20 protein-coding genes and 2 tRNA genes are annotated in these 17,123 nt (G+C 39.6%); 4 read left to right on the top strand and 18 right to left on the bottom strand.

Annotated features, from left to right (window positions below; all coding sequences use genetic code 11):
- Positions 1-70: 70 nt before the first annotated feature.
- From B5D55_RS10555 to B5D55_RS10515, 9 genes are all read right to left on the bottom strand, one after another.
- On the bottom strand, positions 71-2,446 hold the full coding sequence (locus B5D55_RS10555; RefSeq protein ID WP_078933977.1) for an MMPL family transporter: 2,376 nt from the start codon (positions 2,444-2,446) through the stop codon (positions 71-73).
- Positions 2,418-3,044, bottom strand: coding sequence for an outer membrane lipoprotein carrier protein LolA (locus B5D55_RS10550; RefSeq protein ID WP_078933976.1), 627 nt, complete (start codon positions 3,042-3,044; stop codon positions 2,418-2,420). Before B5D55_RS10550 ends, B5D55_RS10555 begins: the two co-directional genes overlap by 29 nt.
- 40 nt (positions 3,045-3,084) lie before the next feature.
- Positions 3,085-3,516 (bottom strand): acyl-CoA thioesterase, encoded by a 432-nt coding sequence (locus B5D55_RS10545; protein ID WP_078933975.1) that lies wholly within the window; start codon positions 3,514-3,516, stop codon positions 3,085-3,087.
- Between the two features lie 2 nt (positions 3,517-3,518).
- A complete protein-coding gene (locus B5D55_RS10540; protein ID WP_159446216.1) occupies positions 3,519-4,565 on the bottom strand; it encodes an LpxL/LpxP family acyltransferase in 1,047 nt (348 codons plus the stop codon).
- Positions 4,499-5,245, bottom strand: a complete 747-nt coding sequence (locus B5D55_RS10535) for a glycosyltransferase family 2 protein (RefSeq protein WP_078933973.1) — start codon at positions 5,243-5,245, stop codon at positions 4,499-4,501. Before B5D55_RS10535 ends, B5D55_RS10540 begins: the two co-directional genes overlap by 67 nt.
- Before the next feature lie 3 nt (positions 5,246-5,248).
- Positions 5,249-5,617 carry an ApeI family dehydratase gene (locus B5D55_RS10530; RefSeq protein ID WP_078933972.1) on the bottom strand — a complete coding sequence of 123 codons (369 nt, stop codon included), beginning with the start codon at positions 5,615-5,617 and terminating at the stop codon, positions 5,249-5,251.
- Positions 5,618-5,682: 65 nt separating this feature from the next.
- On the bottom strand, positions 5,683-7,686 hold the full coding sequence (locus tag B5D55_RS10525; protein WP_078933971.1) for an AMP-binding protein: 2,004 nt from the start codon (positions 7,684-7,686) through the stop codon (positions 5,683-5,685).
- Positions 7,686-7,934 (bottom strand): acyl carrier protein, encoded by a 249-nt coding sequence (locus tag B5D55_RS10520; protein ID WP_078933970.1) that lies wholly within the window; start codon positions 7,932-7,934, stop codon positions 7,686-7,688. Before B5D55_RS10520 ends, B5D55_RS10525 begins: the two co-directional genes overlap by 1 nt.
- Positions 7,935-7,938: 4 nt before the next feature.
- The gene (locus tag B5D55_RS10515; protein ID WP_143593346.1) at positions 7,939-8,205 is read right to left on the bottom strand and encodes a phosphopantetheine-binding protein; all 267 of its coding nucleotides are present in this window, start codon (positions 8,203-8,205) and stop codon (positions 7,939-7,941) included.
- Between the two features lie 174 nt (positions 8,206-8,379).
- Between B5D55_RS10515 and B5D55_RS10510 the strand changes: the two genes are divergently transcribed.
- A tRNA-Met gene (locus B5D55_RS10510) sits at positions 8,380-8,452 on the top strand.
- Between the two features lie 1,001 nt (positions 8,453-9,453).
- Entirely contained in the window at positions 9,454-10,038 is a 585-nt protein-coding gene (locus B5D55_RS11510; protein WP_143593345.1) for a hypothetical protein, read from the top strand.
- On the opposite strand, the gene B5D55_RS10505 is transcribed toward B5D55_RS11510, so the two are convergent.
- Positions 9,930-10,607 (bottom strand): metallophosphoesterase, encoded by a 678-nt coding sequence (locus B5D55_RS10505; protein ID WP_078933969.1) that lies wholly within the window; start codon positions 10,605-10,607, stop codon positions 9,930-9,932. The genes B5D55_RS11510 and B5D55_RS10505 overlap by 109 nt on opposite strands.
- A 71-nt stretch (positions 10,608-10,678) precedes the next feature.
- Between B5D55_RS10505 and B5D55_RS10500 the strand changes: the two genes are divergently transcribed.
- A complete protein-coding gene (locus B5D55_RS10500; RefSeq protein WP_078933968.1) occupies positions 10,679-10,984 on the top strand; it encodes a DUF2442 domain-containing protein in 306 nt (101 codons plus the stop codon).
- Between the two features lie 61 nt (positions 10,985-11,045).
- Here the strand turns inward: B5D55_RS10500 and B5D55_RS10495 are convergent, their stop codons facing one another.
- The 7 genes from B5D55_RS10495 to B5D55_RS10465 form a co-directional block, all read right to left on the bottom strand.
- Positions 11,046-11,651, bottom strand: a complete 606-nt coding sequence (locus B5D55_RS10495) for a hypothetical protein (RefSeq protein WP_078933967.1) — start codon at positions 11,649-11,651, stop codon at positions 11,046-11,048.
- Between the two features lie 122 nt (positions 11,652-11,773).
- Positions 11,774-12,826 (bottom strand): RNA ligase family protein, encoded by a 1,053-nt coding sequence (locus B5D55_RS10490; RefSeq protein ID WP_078933966.1) that lies wholly within the window; start codon positions 12,824-12,826, stop codon positions 11,774-11,776.
- 135 nt (positions 12,827-12,961) lie between these two features.
- Positions 12,962-13,306, bottom strand: coding sequence for a helix-turn-helix domain-containing protein (locus B5D55_RS10485; RefSeq protein WP_234975426.1), 345 nt, complete (start codon positions 13,304-13,306; stop codon positions 12,962-12,964).
- Between the two features lie 700 nt (positions 13,307-14,006).
- Positions 14,007-14,525, bottom strand: a complete 519-nt coding sequence (locus tag B5D55_RS10480) for an O-acetyl-ADP-ribose deacetylase (RefSeq protein WP_407701173.1) — start codon at positions 14,523-14,525, stop codon at positions 14,007-14,009.
- Positions 14,516-14,589, bottom strand: a tRNA-Ala gene (locus tag B5D55_RS10475). Before B5D55_RS10475 ends, B5D55_RS10480 begins: the two co-directional genes overlap by 10 nt.
- A gap of 18 nt (positions 14,590-14,607) precedes the next feature.
- Positions 14,608-15,234, bottom strand: coding sequence for a hypothetical protein (locus tag B5D55_RS10470; protein ID WP_078933964.1), 627 nt, complete (start codon positions 15,232-15,234; stop codon positions 14,608-14,610).
- A 54-nt stretch (positions 15,235-15,288) separates the two neighbouring features.
- On the bottom strand, positions 15,289-15,933 hold the full coding sequence (locus B5D55_RS10465; RefSeq protein ID WP_078933963.1) for a hypothetical protein: 645 nt from the start codon (positions 15,931-15,933) through the stop codon (positions 15,289-15,291).
- Between the two features lie 420 nt (positions 15,934-16,353).
- Here B5D55_RS10465 and B5D55_RS10460 point away from each other — a divergent pair, with 420 nt between their 5' ends.
- Positions 16,354-16,686: a hypothetical protein gene (locus B5D55_RS10460; RefSeq protein ID WP_078933962.1), complete on the top strand. Its 333-nt coding sequence runs from the start codon at positions 16,354-16,356 to the stop codon at positions 16,684-16,686.
- On the opposite strand, the gene B5D55_RS10455 is transcribed toward B5D55_RS10460, so the two are convergent.
- Complete coding sequence (locus tag B5D55_RS10455; RefSeq protein WP_078933961.1) at positions 16,655-17,098, bottom strand: peptidyl-tRNA hydrolase; 444 nt, start codon at positions 17,096-17,098, stop codon at positions 16,655-16,657. The two genes, B5D55_RS10460 and B5D55_RS10455, sit on opposite strands and share 32 nt — an antisense overlap.
- Between the last annotated feature and the right edge of the window lie 25 nt (positions 17,099-17,123).

The following is a 17,123-nucleotide window of genomic DNA, read 5'->3' as shown; positions in this document are numbered from 1 at the left end:
AATATGAAGATATTGTAAATTTTATATGAAACCTTGTCAAACGCCGGAAAACGCTGCGATTTTCTGCCGGCTAGAATTCCGCACGCGTATAGAAGAACGTACTTACGTACGCCACCGCAAGTCCGATGAAAATCGAAAGTCCTATCATATGAACAGGGATGAACTTACTGAGCGCAAGCGAACCGAACGAAACAGCCGTTGTAACAAAAGAAAGTGCAATGGCAAACGGTTCAAGCTTTGCGTTTTCAGACTCATCCTTACGCTTTTCGTTTTCCATCATATAGATGACGTAATCAAGTCCCAGACCGAACACCAAAATCATTCCAACAATAGAGAAGAATTCCAGATGAATGTTCGCAAGGGAGAAAATTGCAACTATAAACAGCACGATAAGAAGCGGCACGGAAATAATCTTGAAAGACTGTTTCCAGGTATAGAAAAAACGCAGAACGACAAAAATCACAATGTACACGATGACAAACAGTGTAAGAATCATTTTTGAAAGGCGATCCAAATCACTGTTCATATTGCGCACTTTGCTTATAAAAAACACATCGTCTGACTCATCGGCTATTTTCACATAGGCATCATAGTCCGTAACTGACGTAGGAAGAACGACGGAATAATATTTTCCGTCAATTTCGCCTATCCAGGCAGAAGAAACGGCTCTTTCAAGATACTCAGGAACATTTTTTCCCATCTGAATAAAATCGTCTTTTCCGGCATAGAATTCTTTACGGAGTGACGATGCAAGCGACGCGTCATAGCCAAGATATTCATACTGTTCTGCCGCAAGAGGCAAAAGCCGTTCCGACGCCGCCCGCGATTCCTGCTGCTTTTTTATGGAAGGAATAAACGCAGACGTACAGATATAGCCGCCTTTTGCCTTTCCTTCGTTCACGACTTTAAGTTTTGCAGTAACGGCTTCTTCATTCTGAAGCACATCTTCAACAGTCCTGCCGCTTACGATAAACCATCCGCTCGGACTGTAATTCAAAACCTGAGATGCCTCTGTCTCGTCCTGAAATTCCCTGCCTTCCATTTTGTAAAGCGAAGCAACGTTGTTTTCTATCTTGAAATTCTTGTGGCAGACAAGCAGCGTTCCGATTGAAACAACGAACATCAACGTAACTACGACGCGTCCCACAAACTTTTTGTTGTACCAGGACGGCGTTTTCATAAGTTTGATAAGATAAACGTCCTTGCCAGTTTCCGGCACAGGAATGTACGGATAAATTGCAATCGCAGTAAGGAACGTACTTACAATTCCTGCCATAGAAAAGACCGACATCTGCTTTAAAAGATTGAACGGCGCAAACACAAGCACAAAATAGCACAGGACAGTTGAGATAAGTGAAAGCCCCAGACCTTTTAAAAGATGGGCACGAATTTCGCTTCCCGAATGAAAGTCCGTATTCGCTTTCCAGGAAATAAAATAATGAAGGCTGTAGTCAATGCACGAACCAATAAGCGACGTTCCGAATACAAGCGTAAGAATGTGCATTTTTCCGAACAGTGCAAACGTAGCCGCCATCGCCGTAACAGTTGAAATGAAAATAGAAAGCAGTGAAAAAACAATCGGATGCGGACGCTTAAAAATAAGCAGCAATATAGTAAGAACCACAAGCATAGAAACAGTTGTGATTATAGAAATTTCCTTTGTTGCATTGGAAGAACTTTTATAGCTGTGAAAAGGCGTTCCCGAATACACAAAATGAGTTCCGTCCTTTTCAAGGGGGTCGCAGACTTCGTGAATTTGTACGACGGCGTTTTCCTTGCTTGCAAGAGCCGCTCCCTGCTTGCTTAAAACGGCGCGTATCATCACATACCATTTATCTTTCACGAACGAAGCCATCACTCCGTCCTTAAGCGACATAGAAGTTCCTGCGTTCTGAAGGTAAGAAAGATAATTCTGAAGGTTATGCTCGCCCAAAAGGAAAGGGTCTGTTTCAAGATTTTCAAGCGACGTCATCGTAAACGCACCGTATGCCGAAGCAAGGGCGTTCTGCGCAAAAATTTCTGCACCGCCGGGCGCATTCAGTTCAGCGCAAGTCTTTTCATCAAGAAGATTCCAGCGGAAATCCTGAATAAACTCAAGAACTCCGCCAAAATTCGACGTATCCTGATACAATGAAATCGACTTAAAGCGCGGACTTCCTTTCAGTTGTGCATACACCGTTTCTGCGGCTGCCTTCGCCTCGGCAAAAGACTCATTTGAAACAAGAATAAAAACGTTCTGCCCAGTCATCTCTGTAAGTTTTTCATCTGCAGAACTGAGCGCCTTTTCCATAACAGGTTTAGGAAGCATATTGAATAAATCTGCATCAACCTTTACCGCTCCGTGCTTTGCAAAAAGCATAAACACAAACGCAGCAGCAACCAGCAGATGATATGCAATCCAGATGCGAAGATATGTTTTATTTTGCAGTGAAGCAAGCTTTCTCATCAGCAGTCAACTCCTTTGGATATTTCTGATCCGTGAATGAATAGGTAATCGTATCTCCTGAAGCTTCCGTCATAACTATTGAATCAAGTTCCGCAAAAGAAGCCGTTGCAGTTCCAGAAACAGAAAGAGAAGTAAGGACTGCGGCAACCACGCTGTCTTTAGGAGTAAGAACCGCCGTCCACAAATTTCCGGAAGAAGAAAAAGACACGTTGAAGTTTTCGGAAAGACCTTCTGCATTTCCGCTGAACATTGAACTTAACGTCGTCGAAATGCTCGTAAAAATCTGGTTTGACGAAGCGTCAATCACCGTCTGAGTACCGTCCGCCTTTGTCTGAATGACGGTCGTCATTCCTACTGCCAGCGAGGACGGAAACGGCTTTTCCGTCTTCCACATAATTCCTTCAAGGCTGAATATAAAAGTTCCGTTCGACTTGAGCGAGCGGTTGACCGCCTTTATTGTTTTTACCTGCGTAAAATTTCCGGTCATATTCGGATGTTTTGCAAGATTTTCACACACCAAATCAAACGTAACAGACTGAGCAGCTGCATACACTGCCATAAAAACCGCACACACTCCGACAAAAAACTTCCGTTTCATCAATTTTCCCCCAGCAAAAAACCAGAACTGCCCGGCAGTCCTAGCGTGCTTTATTTCCTATAGTTTCTTCTACTCTCTGAACAAACAGTTCAGGACTCTCAAACTGAGTTTCTTTTGTGTTCCAGTCAACCGCAATCTGGACAGTTTCTCCTTTTGTCGCAACCATTCCGGCAGAATTGAGCACTTCATATTTTATCCGCAGCCTGTCCTTGTATTCCAGAAGATATGCCTTTATGACAGCATTTTCACCGAAAACAAGCGACCGCACATATTTTAAATTAATAGTAATAACAGGAAAAGCAAAGCCTTCCTTCATCATTTCTGAATAGCCGTAGCCGATTTTATCAAGCAGGACGCAGCGCACTGCCTCCATATACTTTATGTAATTTCCGTGCCAGACAACGCCCATCGTATCTACATCGTAGAATTCCACTTTGAACGGCATTTCCGCTTCAAGAAGCACTTTTTCCATAGTTACGCCCCTTTATTGTCTGACAGAAGCCAGAAATTATAGAAATTGTACCACTGGTAAGGGAACTCCCGACAGTATTTTTCAAGTTTTTCAACGAATTCGCGGCAAAGGCTGCGTATGCATCCGTCACGCTCGCTTCTTGTGCAGGAAAGAGAAGTCCGGGCACGTTCTACAAAAATATTATAGCGCGGATTTAAGGTAGAAGTTTTTGTACGGAGCGCAAACACAAAATACGTAGGAGCATTCAACAGGACTGTAAGAAGAAACACGCCGTACGGAAAATCAGCTTCTTTTCCCAAAAAAGGCAGGCGGACGGAGCGAGTCCGGACATTTGCGCTTGTCCTGTCAGCAGTAAAGACTACAAGACCGCCGTTTTTCACCTGTTCGTCAAGCGCAATCATCGTATCAGGCCCGATGGACTTAGGGTCAATTACATTAAATCCTGCTTTAGGATTTACTTCCCTGATAGTTTTGTTGAACTGCTCGGTAGACTTAAGTTCCATAATCACCGAAATCGGAACTTCCCTGCTTACGCCCGTCCGGTTAAAACTGAACAGACTGCGCAAAAGTTCTATGTTCCCAAGGTGCGACCCGATAAGAACCGCACCCTGCTTTTTTTCCAGCATCTGAATAAGCTCCTGTAAATCGTCATCGTGGCAGACAAGCTTGTCATACGTAACTTTACCGAGCCATCCTACAATTTTTTCAAGCACGCAAAGGGAAAACGAAAGAATTTGAAGGAACGGACTGATTACACGCGGACTTTTTCCGTGCGTAAATTCCTTAAGCTGCTTCTGGTAAAGCCGCGCTTCAGTACGCGCCCTTTTTGAACATATAAGATAGAAAAAACTTACCGGGTATATCAAAAGCAGCACAAGGCACGTAGGAACGTGCACCAGCAGAAGCAGGAGAAATTTTACCGGTCTGTTACTGGAGATTACTTCTTTTTCATCAGCCCAATGAAGGAACTTTTCTTCATTCTTCATCGCCGTCTGCCCCGGATATTCCTGAAAATCAGTTTCGGCAGACGGAAAATCATACCGATGCAAAGGCGCGTATACACAAGCGAAATGCGTATATTGTCGCGCACAAGATGAAAATTTGAAATGCCGTCAGCCGGGTAGTTGATTTTTACCGATTCGGAAACAACCGGCACTCCTGCCCAGAAAAGCCGGACAAGCACTTCAATATCGCAGCCCATACGCCCGTCAATAAAAGCGTGACGCCGTATAAGCGCATAATACGGTTCAACTGGATAAATCCTGAAGCCAATCATTCCGTCCTTAATGTCGTCGGAAAGCGTCACTATATGAATCCACTTGTTTGCAATGTTCCTTCCCTTTACGCGGCTTAACGGGGCATCTTCCTCATATTCAGGAAAACCGCATATCACCGCGTCAGGATTTTTCCGGGACATTTCAAGAAAATGAGAAATCCGTTCTGTATCGTGCTGACCGTCGGAATCAATCTGAAAAATATGAGTAAGTCCCAGTTCATACGCTTTTTTTACGCCGTCACGAAGCGCCTTTCCCTTTCCGCCGTTTTTACGCCGCGTTACAAGCACCACCTGAGGATAAGCAGCGGCAACGGCAGAAATATACGCACGGTTCTCGCTGTCATTACCGTCATCAACGACAATAACCGGAAAACCGTACGGAACAAGCTGCCGCACGACAAAATCAAGAGTAGAACCGTGATTATAGACTGGAACAATAAACCCGTATGTCATAATTTATTCATCAATCACGCAGAAAGAACCCGAAGAATAGACTTTTTCAGAGATGTCAAAATCAGCCATCGTAAAGGAAACAGTACCTTTTTCCACATTATGCGTCAAATCAAGGCGGATTACTGAATCAGGTCTTATCGGCGCGGAAAATTTTATCCTTTTTATAGAAGGAACATAACGCTGCGTTCCAAAATATTTTCTGGAAAAACGCGTAATTATCTCAAACTGCGCAACGGCAGGAAGCAGCTTGAACTCCGGAAAATGACCGTCAAAAAAGTCACTTGACGACGGAATTACAAATTTCAGCGAAACTTTATTATCTGCTTTTTCAAGCACCGTTTCATTCACTATATCGTGCAAATTTTCTGGCATATACACCTCTATAAAAATAACTCCGGGAAACTTGAAGGACTCCCTGCAATTTCCCGATTTCCGTGCTACTGTTTTTCGAACAGCGCCTCTATTTCAAGCTTATGCTTTTTTCCCTGCGCGTCAACCGGCAGAGCATCAAGAAAACGCCATTTTTTTGGCAGAACGACATTTTCAAAATACTGCATAAGAAAGTCGTGAAAATACCGGTTTACAAGATATTTCTCGGTATTCTCAAACTGCTTTTTTCCCTTGTCATTAAGGACGACTGCCGCCGCAAGATACTGCCGGACGTCATTCTGAAGCGCAACAACCTTTACGTCAGAAACAAGCCCTGTCTGCATAATGCGGTTTTCAACTTCCGTCATAGAAATCCGCTTTTCTTCAATCTTTACGATTGAATCAGAACGTCCTTTCAGAATGAACCTTCCGTCGTCAAAAATTTCTGCCAAATCTGCGGTAGCAAATCCCTGCGGATCTTTTATGTACGGAGAAACAATGCGGAGGCATCCGTCATCGCCAAGCCAGATTTTTGCATTGTCAAACGGAGTGAACTTAAGACCGTCTTTATTCTGCTGGCGGTAAGCAATGCCGCTGGTTTCCGTACTTCCGTAAACTTCAAGCGGACAGAAACCGAACACTTTTTCCGTAGATAACGCAAGTTCTGCAGAACAGGCGCCGCCGCTTGTAAAAATAAACGGATTTTTTAGCGGAAGTTTCTCCTCAATTTCAACCGTCCTCTTAAGGAACGCAGGAGTTGCAATAATCATATATTCAGTATCATAAAGTTTTTCAAATTCTTCCGGGAAAGTAATACGAGTCCGGCGGAACGAAACTCCAAGCGTAAACGGAAGGGATGAACCGAACAGAAATCCGTAGATATGATGCTGGCTTACCGTAGTAACAAGTTTTCTGGAAGTAAATTCCTTTGCCCATTTTGAAATTATAAACGCGTTGTCAAGTTCAAACTCAGTCATCCTCTGCGGAACAGCCTTAGGCTTTCCCGTAGAGCCGGAAGTAAACATCAGAATGCGCGTTTTGTCAGAATCAACCTGCGGAACGCTGCGGATATACTGTTCGTCCGGCAAGTCACTTTTTTCTATTATATCTTGAATTGATGCAGAACCGGCGGCGTTCTGGTCAGTAAGGAATTCCACGCCGGGCTTTTTTACTTCATCAATGAACGCCTCAGAAATGTTCTGGGTAAGGAGAATGCGTTTTCCGCACTGCAAAAGAGCCGTAAACGTACAGAGAAAGTACCAGTAATCCTCGCAGTGCAAAATCCAGTCGTCCGCCGGATTTTGTGAGATAAATGCACGCATTTTTGCGGAATCAGTCAGAAAATCCTTCCAGGTCTTATATACACCGTCAGACCAGCTGCCTTCAAAACAGACAATATGACCGTCCGGGCGAGAATCAGCATTGAATTTGGTAAACGAAAATGCCTTTATCATTTTTTTATCCACCATTTTACGAACAAGCAGCTCCACAGAAAACAGCAGCCCCATAAGAATATAAGAAATGCCGCCGTTATAAACAGACCAGATTTTATTATTCAAATCTTCAGAGCCAAAATCGTGCAATGCAGTATACGCCGCAATACTACCGTTTATTATAAAAAAGCAGCACCACACAACAGTAACTTTCCTGCAATAGGCGCACACCTGCGCTTCGTATGAAGAACCGGCAATCGACTTATCCGACATCACAGCAAAACGAAAGCATATATTCGGCTCAAAAAACAACGTAGAACCAAACACGCTAAGCAAAACAACACTTATGACAACGGAATACAGCTTTAAGAAAACCGACTGGTTTGTAACAAAGCAGACAATACCCGCAATTAAAAAAAGCGCAGAACTGACCATAGGCCGCCAATCCAGCGCTTTTTTTTCTTTTTTTACGTCAGTTCTGTTCCTGCCGGTAAAACCAAGGAAGAAAGAACAGGCAAGAACCATAACGCACAGCGACAGAATCCGTACAGGCAGCTTCAAGACGACAAGAAGCGTAAATACAACCACCGGATATACCGCCGCCATAACATAAAAAAGAACCGTAAGAAATTTTTTCATCAGCCCATATACGGAACAAGCGCGTCAACAACATCCTGAACTGTTTTTACAGTCTTGAAAATTGCAGGATCGAACTTTGTACCGGCAGGCATAAATTCCTTCATCTTCTGAATAAGATCAATAGAGTCAATGGAATCAAGATCCAAATCATCAAAAAGCGTTGCATCCGGAGTGATGGAATCTTCTTCAATCTCAAATTCAGAAACAAGGATGTCCTTTAATTTTGTAAAAATTTCGTCTTTTGACATAAAACTAACCTCTCGTTTGAGAAATATATTCAGCTAAAGCATCTACTGATGCAAAATGCTTCTTGTTATCAGCACTCTCTGATGAAAACTTAACGCCGAACTTCTTTTTAAGACCGACACCAAGTTCAAGAGCGTCTATAGAATCAAGCCCAAGTCCTTCACCAAAAAGCGGCTCAGAATCGACGATGTTTTCTGGAGTAATGTCTTCTAATTGCAAAGTAGAAATAATAGTCTCTTTGATTTCTTTTTTCAATTCATCCAAATTTTCCATACCGATTCCTTTTTATCAATAAGTTTATCTATTCTATTGTAGACAGAAAAAAAAATCAACAACCTGTCAAAAATAACGGCAAATTCCATAAGATTAAGTAAAAAACCACCTTGTTTTTTGCATAAATCACCTTGACTTTTAATAATACTTTCTATATCATAACAGGAAATACGACGCGGGGTAGAGCAGTTGGCAGCTCGTCGGGCTCATAACCCGGAGGCCGCAGGTTCGAGTCCTGCCCCCGCTATAGCAGACCACTCAAAAATGAGTGGTTTTTTGTTTTTAACTGAAGCTTACTGAACCTAAATAGACAAATAAGACCAAAAATAGTGGTATTCAGCCCTTGGATACCTACAAAATAACACTAGATTTTAAAATTAGCAATTCAATTAAATCCATCTGAATTCACTGAAATTCAACTTTTACTTATATGATAAAATGGAATCAGGAGTAAACGCTGGTAGTGGTATACCGTGCTCCTATCCGAGGTCGTGGGGAATGCCCCCACGCCTCATTATGGCGTACGGCGGTCGGCTTTGATTAATCTTAAACCCGAAGTAAGCGGCTGCCATTCACGCAGTGGCTTCTTCACCAGTAGTTAGAACCTTCCGCCGGCTCTCTGATTCCGTCAAACCAGAGTACCACTTTTTCCCAGCCTTTTATATCATGCCATCTTAAACTCCTTACTTTAAGTTCGTAGGCGGTAGGTTTTTGGCCTACGGCCTACTTTTTAAAACTAATTTTTGAATAAATAAAAAATGCGTTATACTTCGGCGATAAGTGTCAAAAAATAGGAGTTATAGCCGAAGTATACAGTATCTTTCTATACAACTAAAGTAAAATGATATTTACATTGAAACTGATACTTCAATATATGTTGGAGAAGCTAAGCGTACAGAACCTTCTTTAACAACTTCTACAGAATGGTTAAATCCTCGAGATCAATTAATTCGACACGTTGATAGTATTATCGATAACACTAAACAAGTTTTTTTCTTTTATGTTTTTGCAGAAGACAAAATAAAGGATTATGAATTAACTTGCTATGAAGATATTCTCTATTACAAGAAAAACTTGCCACACAGAAAGGATATAAATGAAATTCAAAAGTTTAAGGATTCTTATTGTGGCTTTACTACATGGGAAAGAATTTCAGAATTATTGGGGATAACGTTTCCAGATACAGTTGCTGATGTAGGTTTGTAAATATTTCATTTTCAGTTCCTATAATATAAATAAGAGGTGCATATGACTTTTGATGAAAGAATACAAAAATCAATTTTGGAAACAAAGAAAGATTGCCATTATAATCCAACCGCTTTTATAAAAATGATTGAAGATTGTGGCGGTGCTGAGAATGCAGTTAAGAAATTATTGGTTTCCAAAAATAAGATAACTGACGGTTTAACAAAACTCTACATGGCTGGCAGACTTGATTTATGTTTTGAGCGTATTATTTTTGAGCCGGAATGGCATGATATGTTCTCCAAAGAAGAACTGACAGAAGCTAAAAAACGCTTAAAAGATTTGAATTATGATGTATCTAATCTAAGTGTAGAGCCATTCAATAATTCAAGCATCGAGAACAAAGAGGCAAAATTAACTTATTGGCTTTTACCTTGTAACGAGAAAAATTATGATGTTGAAAAAGCTTTCTTGAAATATCACACAATTGATTGGAATCAAACAAATTCGTTAATAAAAGTAAACGATGTGGTTTATATTTACGAAACAAAGCCAAAACAAATTGTACGTTTTAGATGCCTTGTAAAAGCGGTAAATAAAAAAACGACAAACAAGAAAGACAGAGATCCGAAAAAAGTCGGAATGTAATGAGTCATGATGATGTCTGGCTTTTGGGAAACCACGTAATCCAGCTTTTTCATTTGTGAAGCAAGAATATCCTTATGAACATTTCCCATATATTCCCAGTGTCGGTAATCAAACCAGTCTCTCCAATAACAGAAAAACTTTGCCATGTTTCCGTCTGGCTCAGGATCAATTTCATAAGCCCAGCTAAAATCATTAAAAGCCATCGTTCCACCAAACTTCACACCTTCAAACTCTTCGACTGTCCCATCAAGAATCGAAACATTTCCGAACCTTGAAACTTCTGCTTTCAGAAAGTCCAGTTTTGCCTGTGTTTCAGTAAAGAGATTGTTTCGAAAGTATGATTCGTTATGCACAGTTAAATCATGATTTCCAAAGACTACAAAAATCTTTTTGTAACGGGGTGAAACTACCTTGTAAAATTCCACAAAAAGATGCGGATCATCGCAGGTGTCTCCTGCCACGCAAAGGACATCCGCTGGTTTGAGTGCATTGTTTATGTAGTTTTCTAGACTTACACGATGATTTATGTAATGGTCAACGTGCAGGTCGCTTGTCATATAGATTGTCATTTTTATTTCTCCAAAGTTTTTCTGATGATTTAGCAAACTAAATATGTTAAAATGCAAGTATAGGATTCGATATGTATACAAAAGATGGAATCTGTTATGCAGGTGAATTAGTTCCTGATATTGAAGTCTCTTCTATAAAAATTCTCGATGATGGAATGCTCCTTGTAGAATTTTCTACTGGTGAAACCCGTCTTTTTGACGTAACTTCATTACTTGATAAAGGTTCTGCTTTTGCTCCCTTGAGTAAAGAAGAAAATCGCAGAACTGCTAAAGTCATACATAGTTTTGTATCATGGCTCGATGGAGAAATTGATATTGCTCCTGAAACTCTATATTCGGAAAGTTATAAATATTCCAAAGAAGACTACGCGTTTTGAACTCTGGAAGTTAGTGGTGAACATTTTGAAAAAAATCCACCACTAAAATAATCTCCTTTAATTACTTCCCATAATTCAACTTTTTCCAGACTTGAATAAGCCATTTCTGATTTTCCTTAAACCAGAAAACCAGTTCTTTACAAGTCAGGAACTGTTTTTTAGGTAAGTTCTTTGAAACAATCATATCAACAAAATCATAAGAATAATGCGGTTTATTCTTGATTGCTGACTGATAACGCTGCCAGATATTTTGAGGTTCATGTCTCCAGTTACTTTCCAATCCAAAGACTTCTGAATTGAATTTAGTTCGCAAACTAGATTCTGTTTCCATCAAAAAACTTCCACCATCACTAGCCCATGACCATTTATCAGCATATCTACAAGAGTAATCTACTCCTGCCACAATTTTATCTGTTGGTAAATCATCTATAGTTTGATATGGACAATAAACCCAATCACCAGAACACAGTTCTTCGATGTAAAGCATGCATTCTAAACAAAAATTGGATTGTCTTTCGAAAATCTGTTTTATCTCATACTTTTTACAAAGTTCGTAACAATACTTCTTGTCTGATCGTCTTTTGCTTCGATGATAAACAGATCGAGAATACTTATCAGAACCTCCACAGTAAGAACCGCCCATGTGCTTTTTGTAACTTCTACTCATTTAATCCTCCACGCAGATTAGTTATCTACATGAAGTCAAATAAGAATCTTTCGTAATCCATTTTTTATTCTCCATATTTATATAAATCAGCTGTCCGAAAAAATCGGACAGCTGATTTTCTTTTATTTCTGCTTCAAAAGGTAATCGTTATTGATAACCTTCATAGAAAGCGGACCTTCAAGGATTTTGCTGTAAACCGGCTCAATCGGCCTGATAACAATTCCTTCCTTGTGATTTCCGCTTGCATACTTTCCTTTTGCCCTTTCAATAAATTCCTCCACAGTCTTATATGGAAGCTGGTCTCCGGTTTCTTCTACAGGAACCATGTTCAAACCGGCAGCTTCGCAGAAAGTCTGCATCTTTTGAAGACCCAGTCTCTTTCCCTGATCCATATCCCGCAGAGTAAACACGTACCATTCGGCAGTCACAAGCTTAAGCGGATTTTTCTGAATTCCTTCTCCACAGAACTCGCCCTGAACCACAACGTTCTTCAACCCAAGAGCCTCAGCGCCCTTTTTGATTTTTTCCTGAACATTGTGCTTGTGAACGAACTTCCAGGCAGGACTTGTTTCGTCATCGCCAATTTCGTAATTCCTTGAGCAGACTCCAAATTCACCGTCAATCAGATACATAGTCACACTGGTTCCATCCATCTTGGTTGAGATGTAATAAGGAAGTCCCTTAAACTCATCAATCAAGCCAGGTTCTGCCTGAACTCGGATCTCATCTGTCTTTGGAATGCCGTGTGGAAAATCCCCGATAACCCGTCCGCTTCCGGTAGCGATTTCTGCAACTTCCCATTTCTTTACGCCAAGCTGCTCGCTAACAATATCACCTGTTTTCCATGCAACTCCATCAAGCGGCTCGATTCCATCCAGAATTGAAAGCGGCAAAACAAGTCCCTGTGAAACCTGTCCTCGAAAATTTCTTGTTTTCATCAAAAAGCCTTCGCCATTCAAGTCGTTGCTTCTGTAACATCCGTCTCGCAGAAACTCAAACTCTGGCTTTACCGGCAAAAATGCATCTACTTCAAAATAAACGCATAAATCGTATTTCTTAAATTCGCCCTTTTTGACAACGCATTTCCATCCCAAAACGGAAACGACTTCTATCCTGTCAGCCCCTTCTATCGGCTGCACGTCCCAGATAGTCTGAACACTTGCTAATTTTCTCATGATATTTTCCTCTGATTACAATAAGGGCGTAACGGAACCCTTTCTATTTGGTAGCGATGATTTAATTGTATGATTGGAAGTTCAGTCTGTCTGTAAACCATTAATTTAAAACTTTGGCTTACAGACAGAAAAAGACTAGGCACTCAGGCGCAATTTGCAATCGTTACAATTCTTGTTGCAGAGCTTTTCAATCTTGTTTGAAACGCATGAAACTTCGACTTCAATCATGCGCTGAATTACAATCTCTTCGACTGCTGCATCAAACAAGTGAGCAAGCACCAGCAAGTTGTCGATTGTTGGAATTGACTTTCCACTTTCCCAGGCATAAACAGCCTGCGGATATTCAAAACCGAATACAGCCTGAATATCGTGGACAGTGTATCCACTTTTGATTCTGAGTGATTTGATTTGTGCACCGGTTGCTTTCAGATCAACAACCGGCCTTTGAATAGTTACGGTCCTCATATGATTTTTCTCCATTAACAAAAACTCCATTATCTTTTATGCCTGTACGAAGCAAGCCATAAATCCAAGGTGTGCGTAGAATTGTCGAATAGCATCTCTTTTTGCAAATCATCGCAGCAGATAATTTTGTAATGTCAAATGTGTCTGTGCTCATTACGCACTCCTTTCATAAAAGATATTTTTACGCCAACGGCGCAGCGGGTTTTTGTCTCAGGCCTGTAAAACCAATGAGACACGGCGCTCGGCTTCTTATGGCCAGCGACTTTAATTTGTGATTTGTAGATTCAGTGTAATATATTGTCAAATAAAATTCATTAAACTGTTAGTTTAAAAAGAAAGATTTATAAGAAGATGATAAAGCTCTTTTCAGAGCTCTTTCTTATTCGGGGTTTATATTGGTATAAACACCTCATATTTGTAAGATTCCTACAAATATGGCAATTTCAGACGGATAAAATTCTGTAAAAGTTGTCAATTATCCTGTTTTCGGAAAATTTTTAACACCTGTTAACACCAAACTAAAAGTGGTAAATTGCATATTTTAATCTTATCAAATAATTATTACTGTATTTTAATAAACTTCACTACCTAATAAGGAAACAGAGAAGCAAAGTGAAGTTTACTTTGAAGTGACTTTGAACTAGACTTTGAAGTACTTCAAAGTCTCATTGAAGTACTCTGAAGTTGACAAATAATTGAATACGATTCGATGGATTTATAAGAACTCTGGATAATCCTCTTTCGCTATTTCGAATTCTCTTTCTCCAAACAGCACCAGCGTAATTTCATCAAAATCATTCTGATGCAATTTCATTGTCTCAATAGCAACTTTTATTGCATCGCTCTGCGGATATCCGTATACGCCGGCAGATATCAGAGGAAAAGCTATAGTCTTAAGCCCCTTTTCTTTTGCAAGATTCAAAGAGTTTTCATAGCAGGAAGTAAGAAGTGCTTCAGCGTCGGATGGAGTATGTTCAAAATAAACAGGTCCGACAGTGTGAATCACAAACCGAGACGGCAGATTATAGCTCTTTGTGATTTTAGTCTGGCCAGTTCTGCAGCCGCCAAGCGTTCGGCACTCGGCAAGAAGCAAAGGTCCGGCCCCTCTGTGAATCGCACCATCAACACCACCGCCTCCAAGAAGCGAAGAATTAGCCGCATTTACAATTGCATCGCAGCTCAGCTTTGTTATGTCACCTTTGATAATTTTGATTTTTCCCATATTGGAGCTGATGGGACTTGAACCCACTACCTCTACAATGCCATTGTAGCGCTCTAGCCAGGTGAGCTACAGCCCCGATTCTTTTATTATATCACTAAAAATCCCATAAATCTCCATAAGAAATTCTTGTCTTAATATTATTAGCATAATGCCACATAGCAAAGTCTCTATTTTTTATTTCTTTACATTGTTGTAACCAGTCCTTTTGCCATTTTCGTTCTTTCTTTTTTGTCCAGTCATTACCGGAAATTTCCTTCCTAAAACAATCTTTACAATATGGACAAATCCAACCTGTAGTTCTCCAAATAATATGTTGGCCTTTAGAATTCTTAGGTTGTTTTCCACATCTAATACAAGTCCATTCAGAAATCATTTCAAGTTTATTTTCTAATTCAAATATCTTTTCATTCCCAAAACTAGTATAACATCTAAAGGAACCGAACTTTTCTTTTGTATCTAATATCATAAAATCTTGTTTTGCTTTTTCATTTAATTTGTCATATTCAATAAATAGATAAGTAAGATAACGTTTCCATATGTGTTCCCACCCAGAACCATCCCAAGAAGTCCATTGATTATATTCTATATCTTCATCTAAAGTATCATGACTCTTTTCACCAGAAAAAACGTTTCTATATACAAGAAATGGATATTTTTTTAACAAGTCTATCATTTCTTCTCTAGATAAAGAATATTTTATTTCTTTTGTATTTCCATTCATAAAACCTCCAAGAGTATTACTCTAATTCTAGTAATCCCAATTACACATCAAAACTTACCAATCACTGAAGTCAATTTCGTAATCCCATTTCTTTCGTAGTTCAGACAATTTTTTTTCTTTTTCTTCATACGAATACTTGGGTGATTTTAGTCTAAGAACTTCTTCCATAGTTATAGTTGTGTATGGCTTAGATTCCTCATCATATTTTTCCTTACATGATTTACAAAAGCAATTTTTTATCATCCCTAACGAAGTTCCTAAAAGAGTATATTCAAATCTTTCAACACCTACTGCTCCTTGATATGTTTCTCCTTCTGGATGATTTTTTGCTCTATGTTGTTTTTGCCATTTTTTTATTTTTGTCATTTCTTCTACTGTAAATGAATGGCCTGGATCATATTCTGTTTCTTTTTCTGCTTTTATAATTGGAACAAACGAAAGATTATCCTGTAAGTCAGAAATGAAATCTTTCATATAAATTTCTTCACCACTTTTTTTGTCTTCATACAGTTGCTTCTTAGCCTTTTCAATATCTTCAAAATATAAATCATTTGAAATTGAAATTTCAGGTACACTGAAGTCTTTAAAGGCTTCTTTGAAAGATTTTGTATTCTTGAAATGATTCTTATAAGCAATTTTCAGTTGTGATTTAAATTCTTTTATATTGTTTTCTGCTATTTCAAAAAATTGTATTACCATACTATTCACCTAAGTTTCAAGAATACAAAAGGTTTACACAAAAATCATTAAACTAATAATTTAAAAAATGTCCCCACCGTGGCGACCACTAAACAAACAAAGTTTGTTATAGTTCAGACAACACAGCGGGTTGGAGCACTGGTTGTGGCTCACGAGCCTCATACGTCGCTTCGCTCCGTTTGCATGAGAGGAAATTATTTTACCCGCCGCTCTCGCGGCTTTCGCATAAGCTCGACGTCGGGGAAGTTCGATTCTTCCACCCGCTTTAGATTTTTTTATTTCAAAATGATACTTTCATTTTCATAAGGAGATTAGGTATTCACAAATTGCATCATCTCAACCCAAAGAAATCTTATTGATAACTATCCTTCATTACAAAGCCTTCTGACAAGAAAAAAAGAAACTTTCCAGGAACGGCTTATGCATTTAATCTGGGGCAAGGGCTTTTCTGAAATCCAGATTTACAAAACTGCAAACATCGACCGCAGATTATTTTCCAAAATCCGTTCCGATGCTGATTATCATCCTCAAAAACAGACTATTCTGTCTTTGATTATTGCATTGCATCTTAATATGGAAGAGTCTTCAGATTTGCTTGCAAGAGCAGGCTTTGCACTTTCACCAGTAAATCCCATAGATACCATTTATCAATTCTGTATAGAAAATGCTATCTACGATTTTGGAATAATCGATGAACTGATTTACGAACAAACCGAAACAATTAATCCTTATAAAGCTGATACTTCTTACTGATGCTATGTGCCACGTCATCCTGTAATGGCTTGAACCAGATTCCAACTGTGCAGCGACCTTCACCATTTTCATCCACCCATTCTGGAGTAAGCTCTGTAAGACAGGCATCGTTTATCATGCCAAAATCCTGATTTTCGACTAATCCAAGTTCCAAAGCCATATCGCGTGCTTGCAGCAGTTTATTCAGATTTTTCGCTTCACAGATTGTTTTGGTAATTCTTCCATTCAAATAGTCGTCATAGATTTCCCGATCAAGGTCAAAAGATGCGTGAACACGACCATTTTCTTCTGTAAGATTTTTGCGAATCAACCAGATCCAGTATCCTTCAGCGCAATGAGCAACCATTGCACCAAGCTTTCCTGCAGAGAGATGTAAATCTTTTCTGATAATAAATAATCTTCGCATTCCCATAGTTATATTGTAATATCTTTTTCCA

The organism is Treponema porcinum, assembly GCF_900167145.1.
Lineage (GTDB): Bacteria > Spirochaetota > Spirochaetia > Treponematales > Treponemataceae > Treponema_D > Treponema_D porcinum.
The sequence above is the reverse complement of the archived record's forward strand: the minus strand, read 5'-3'. Positions and strand labels throughout refer to the sequence as shown.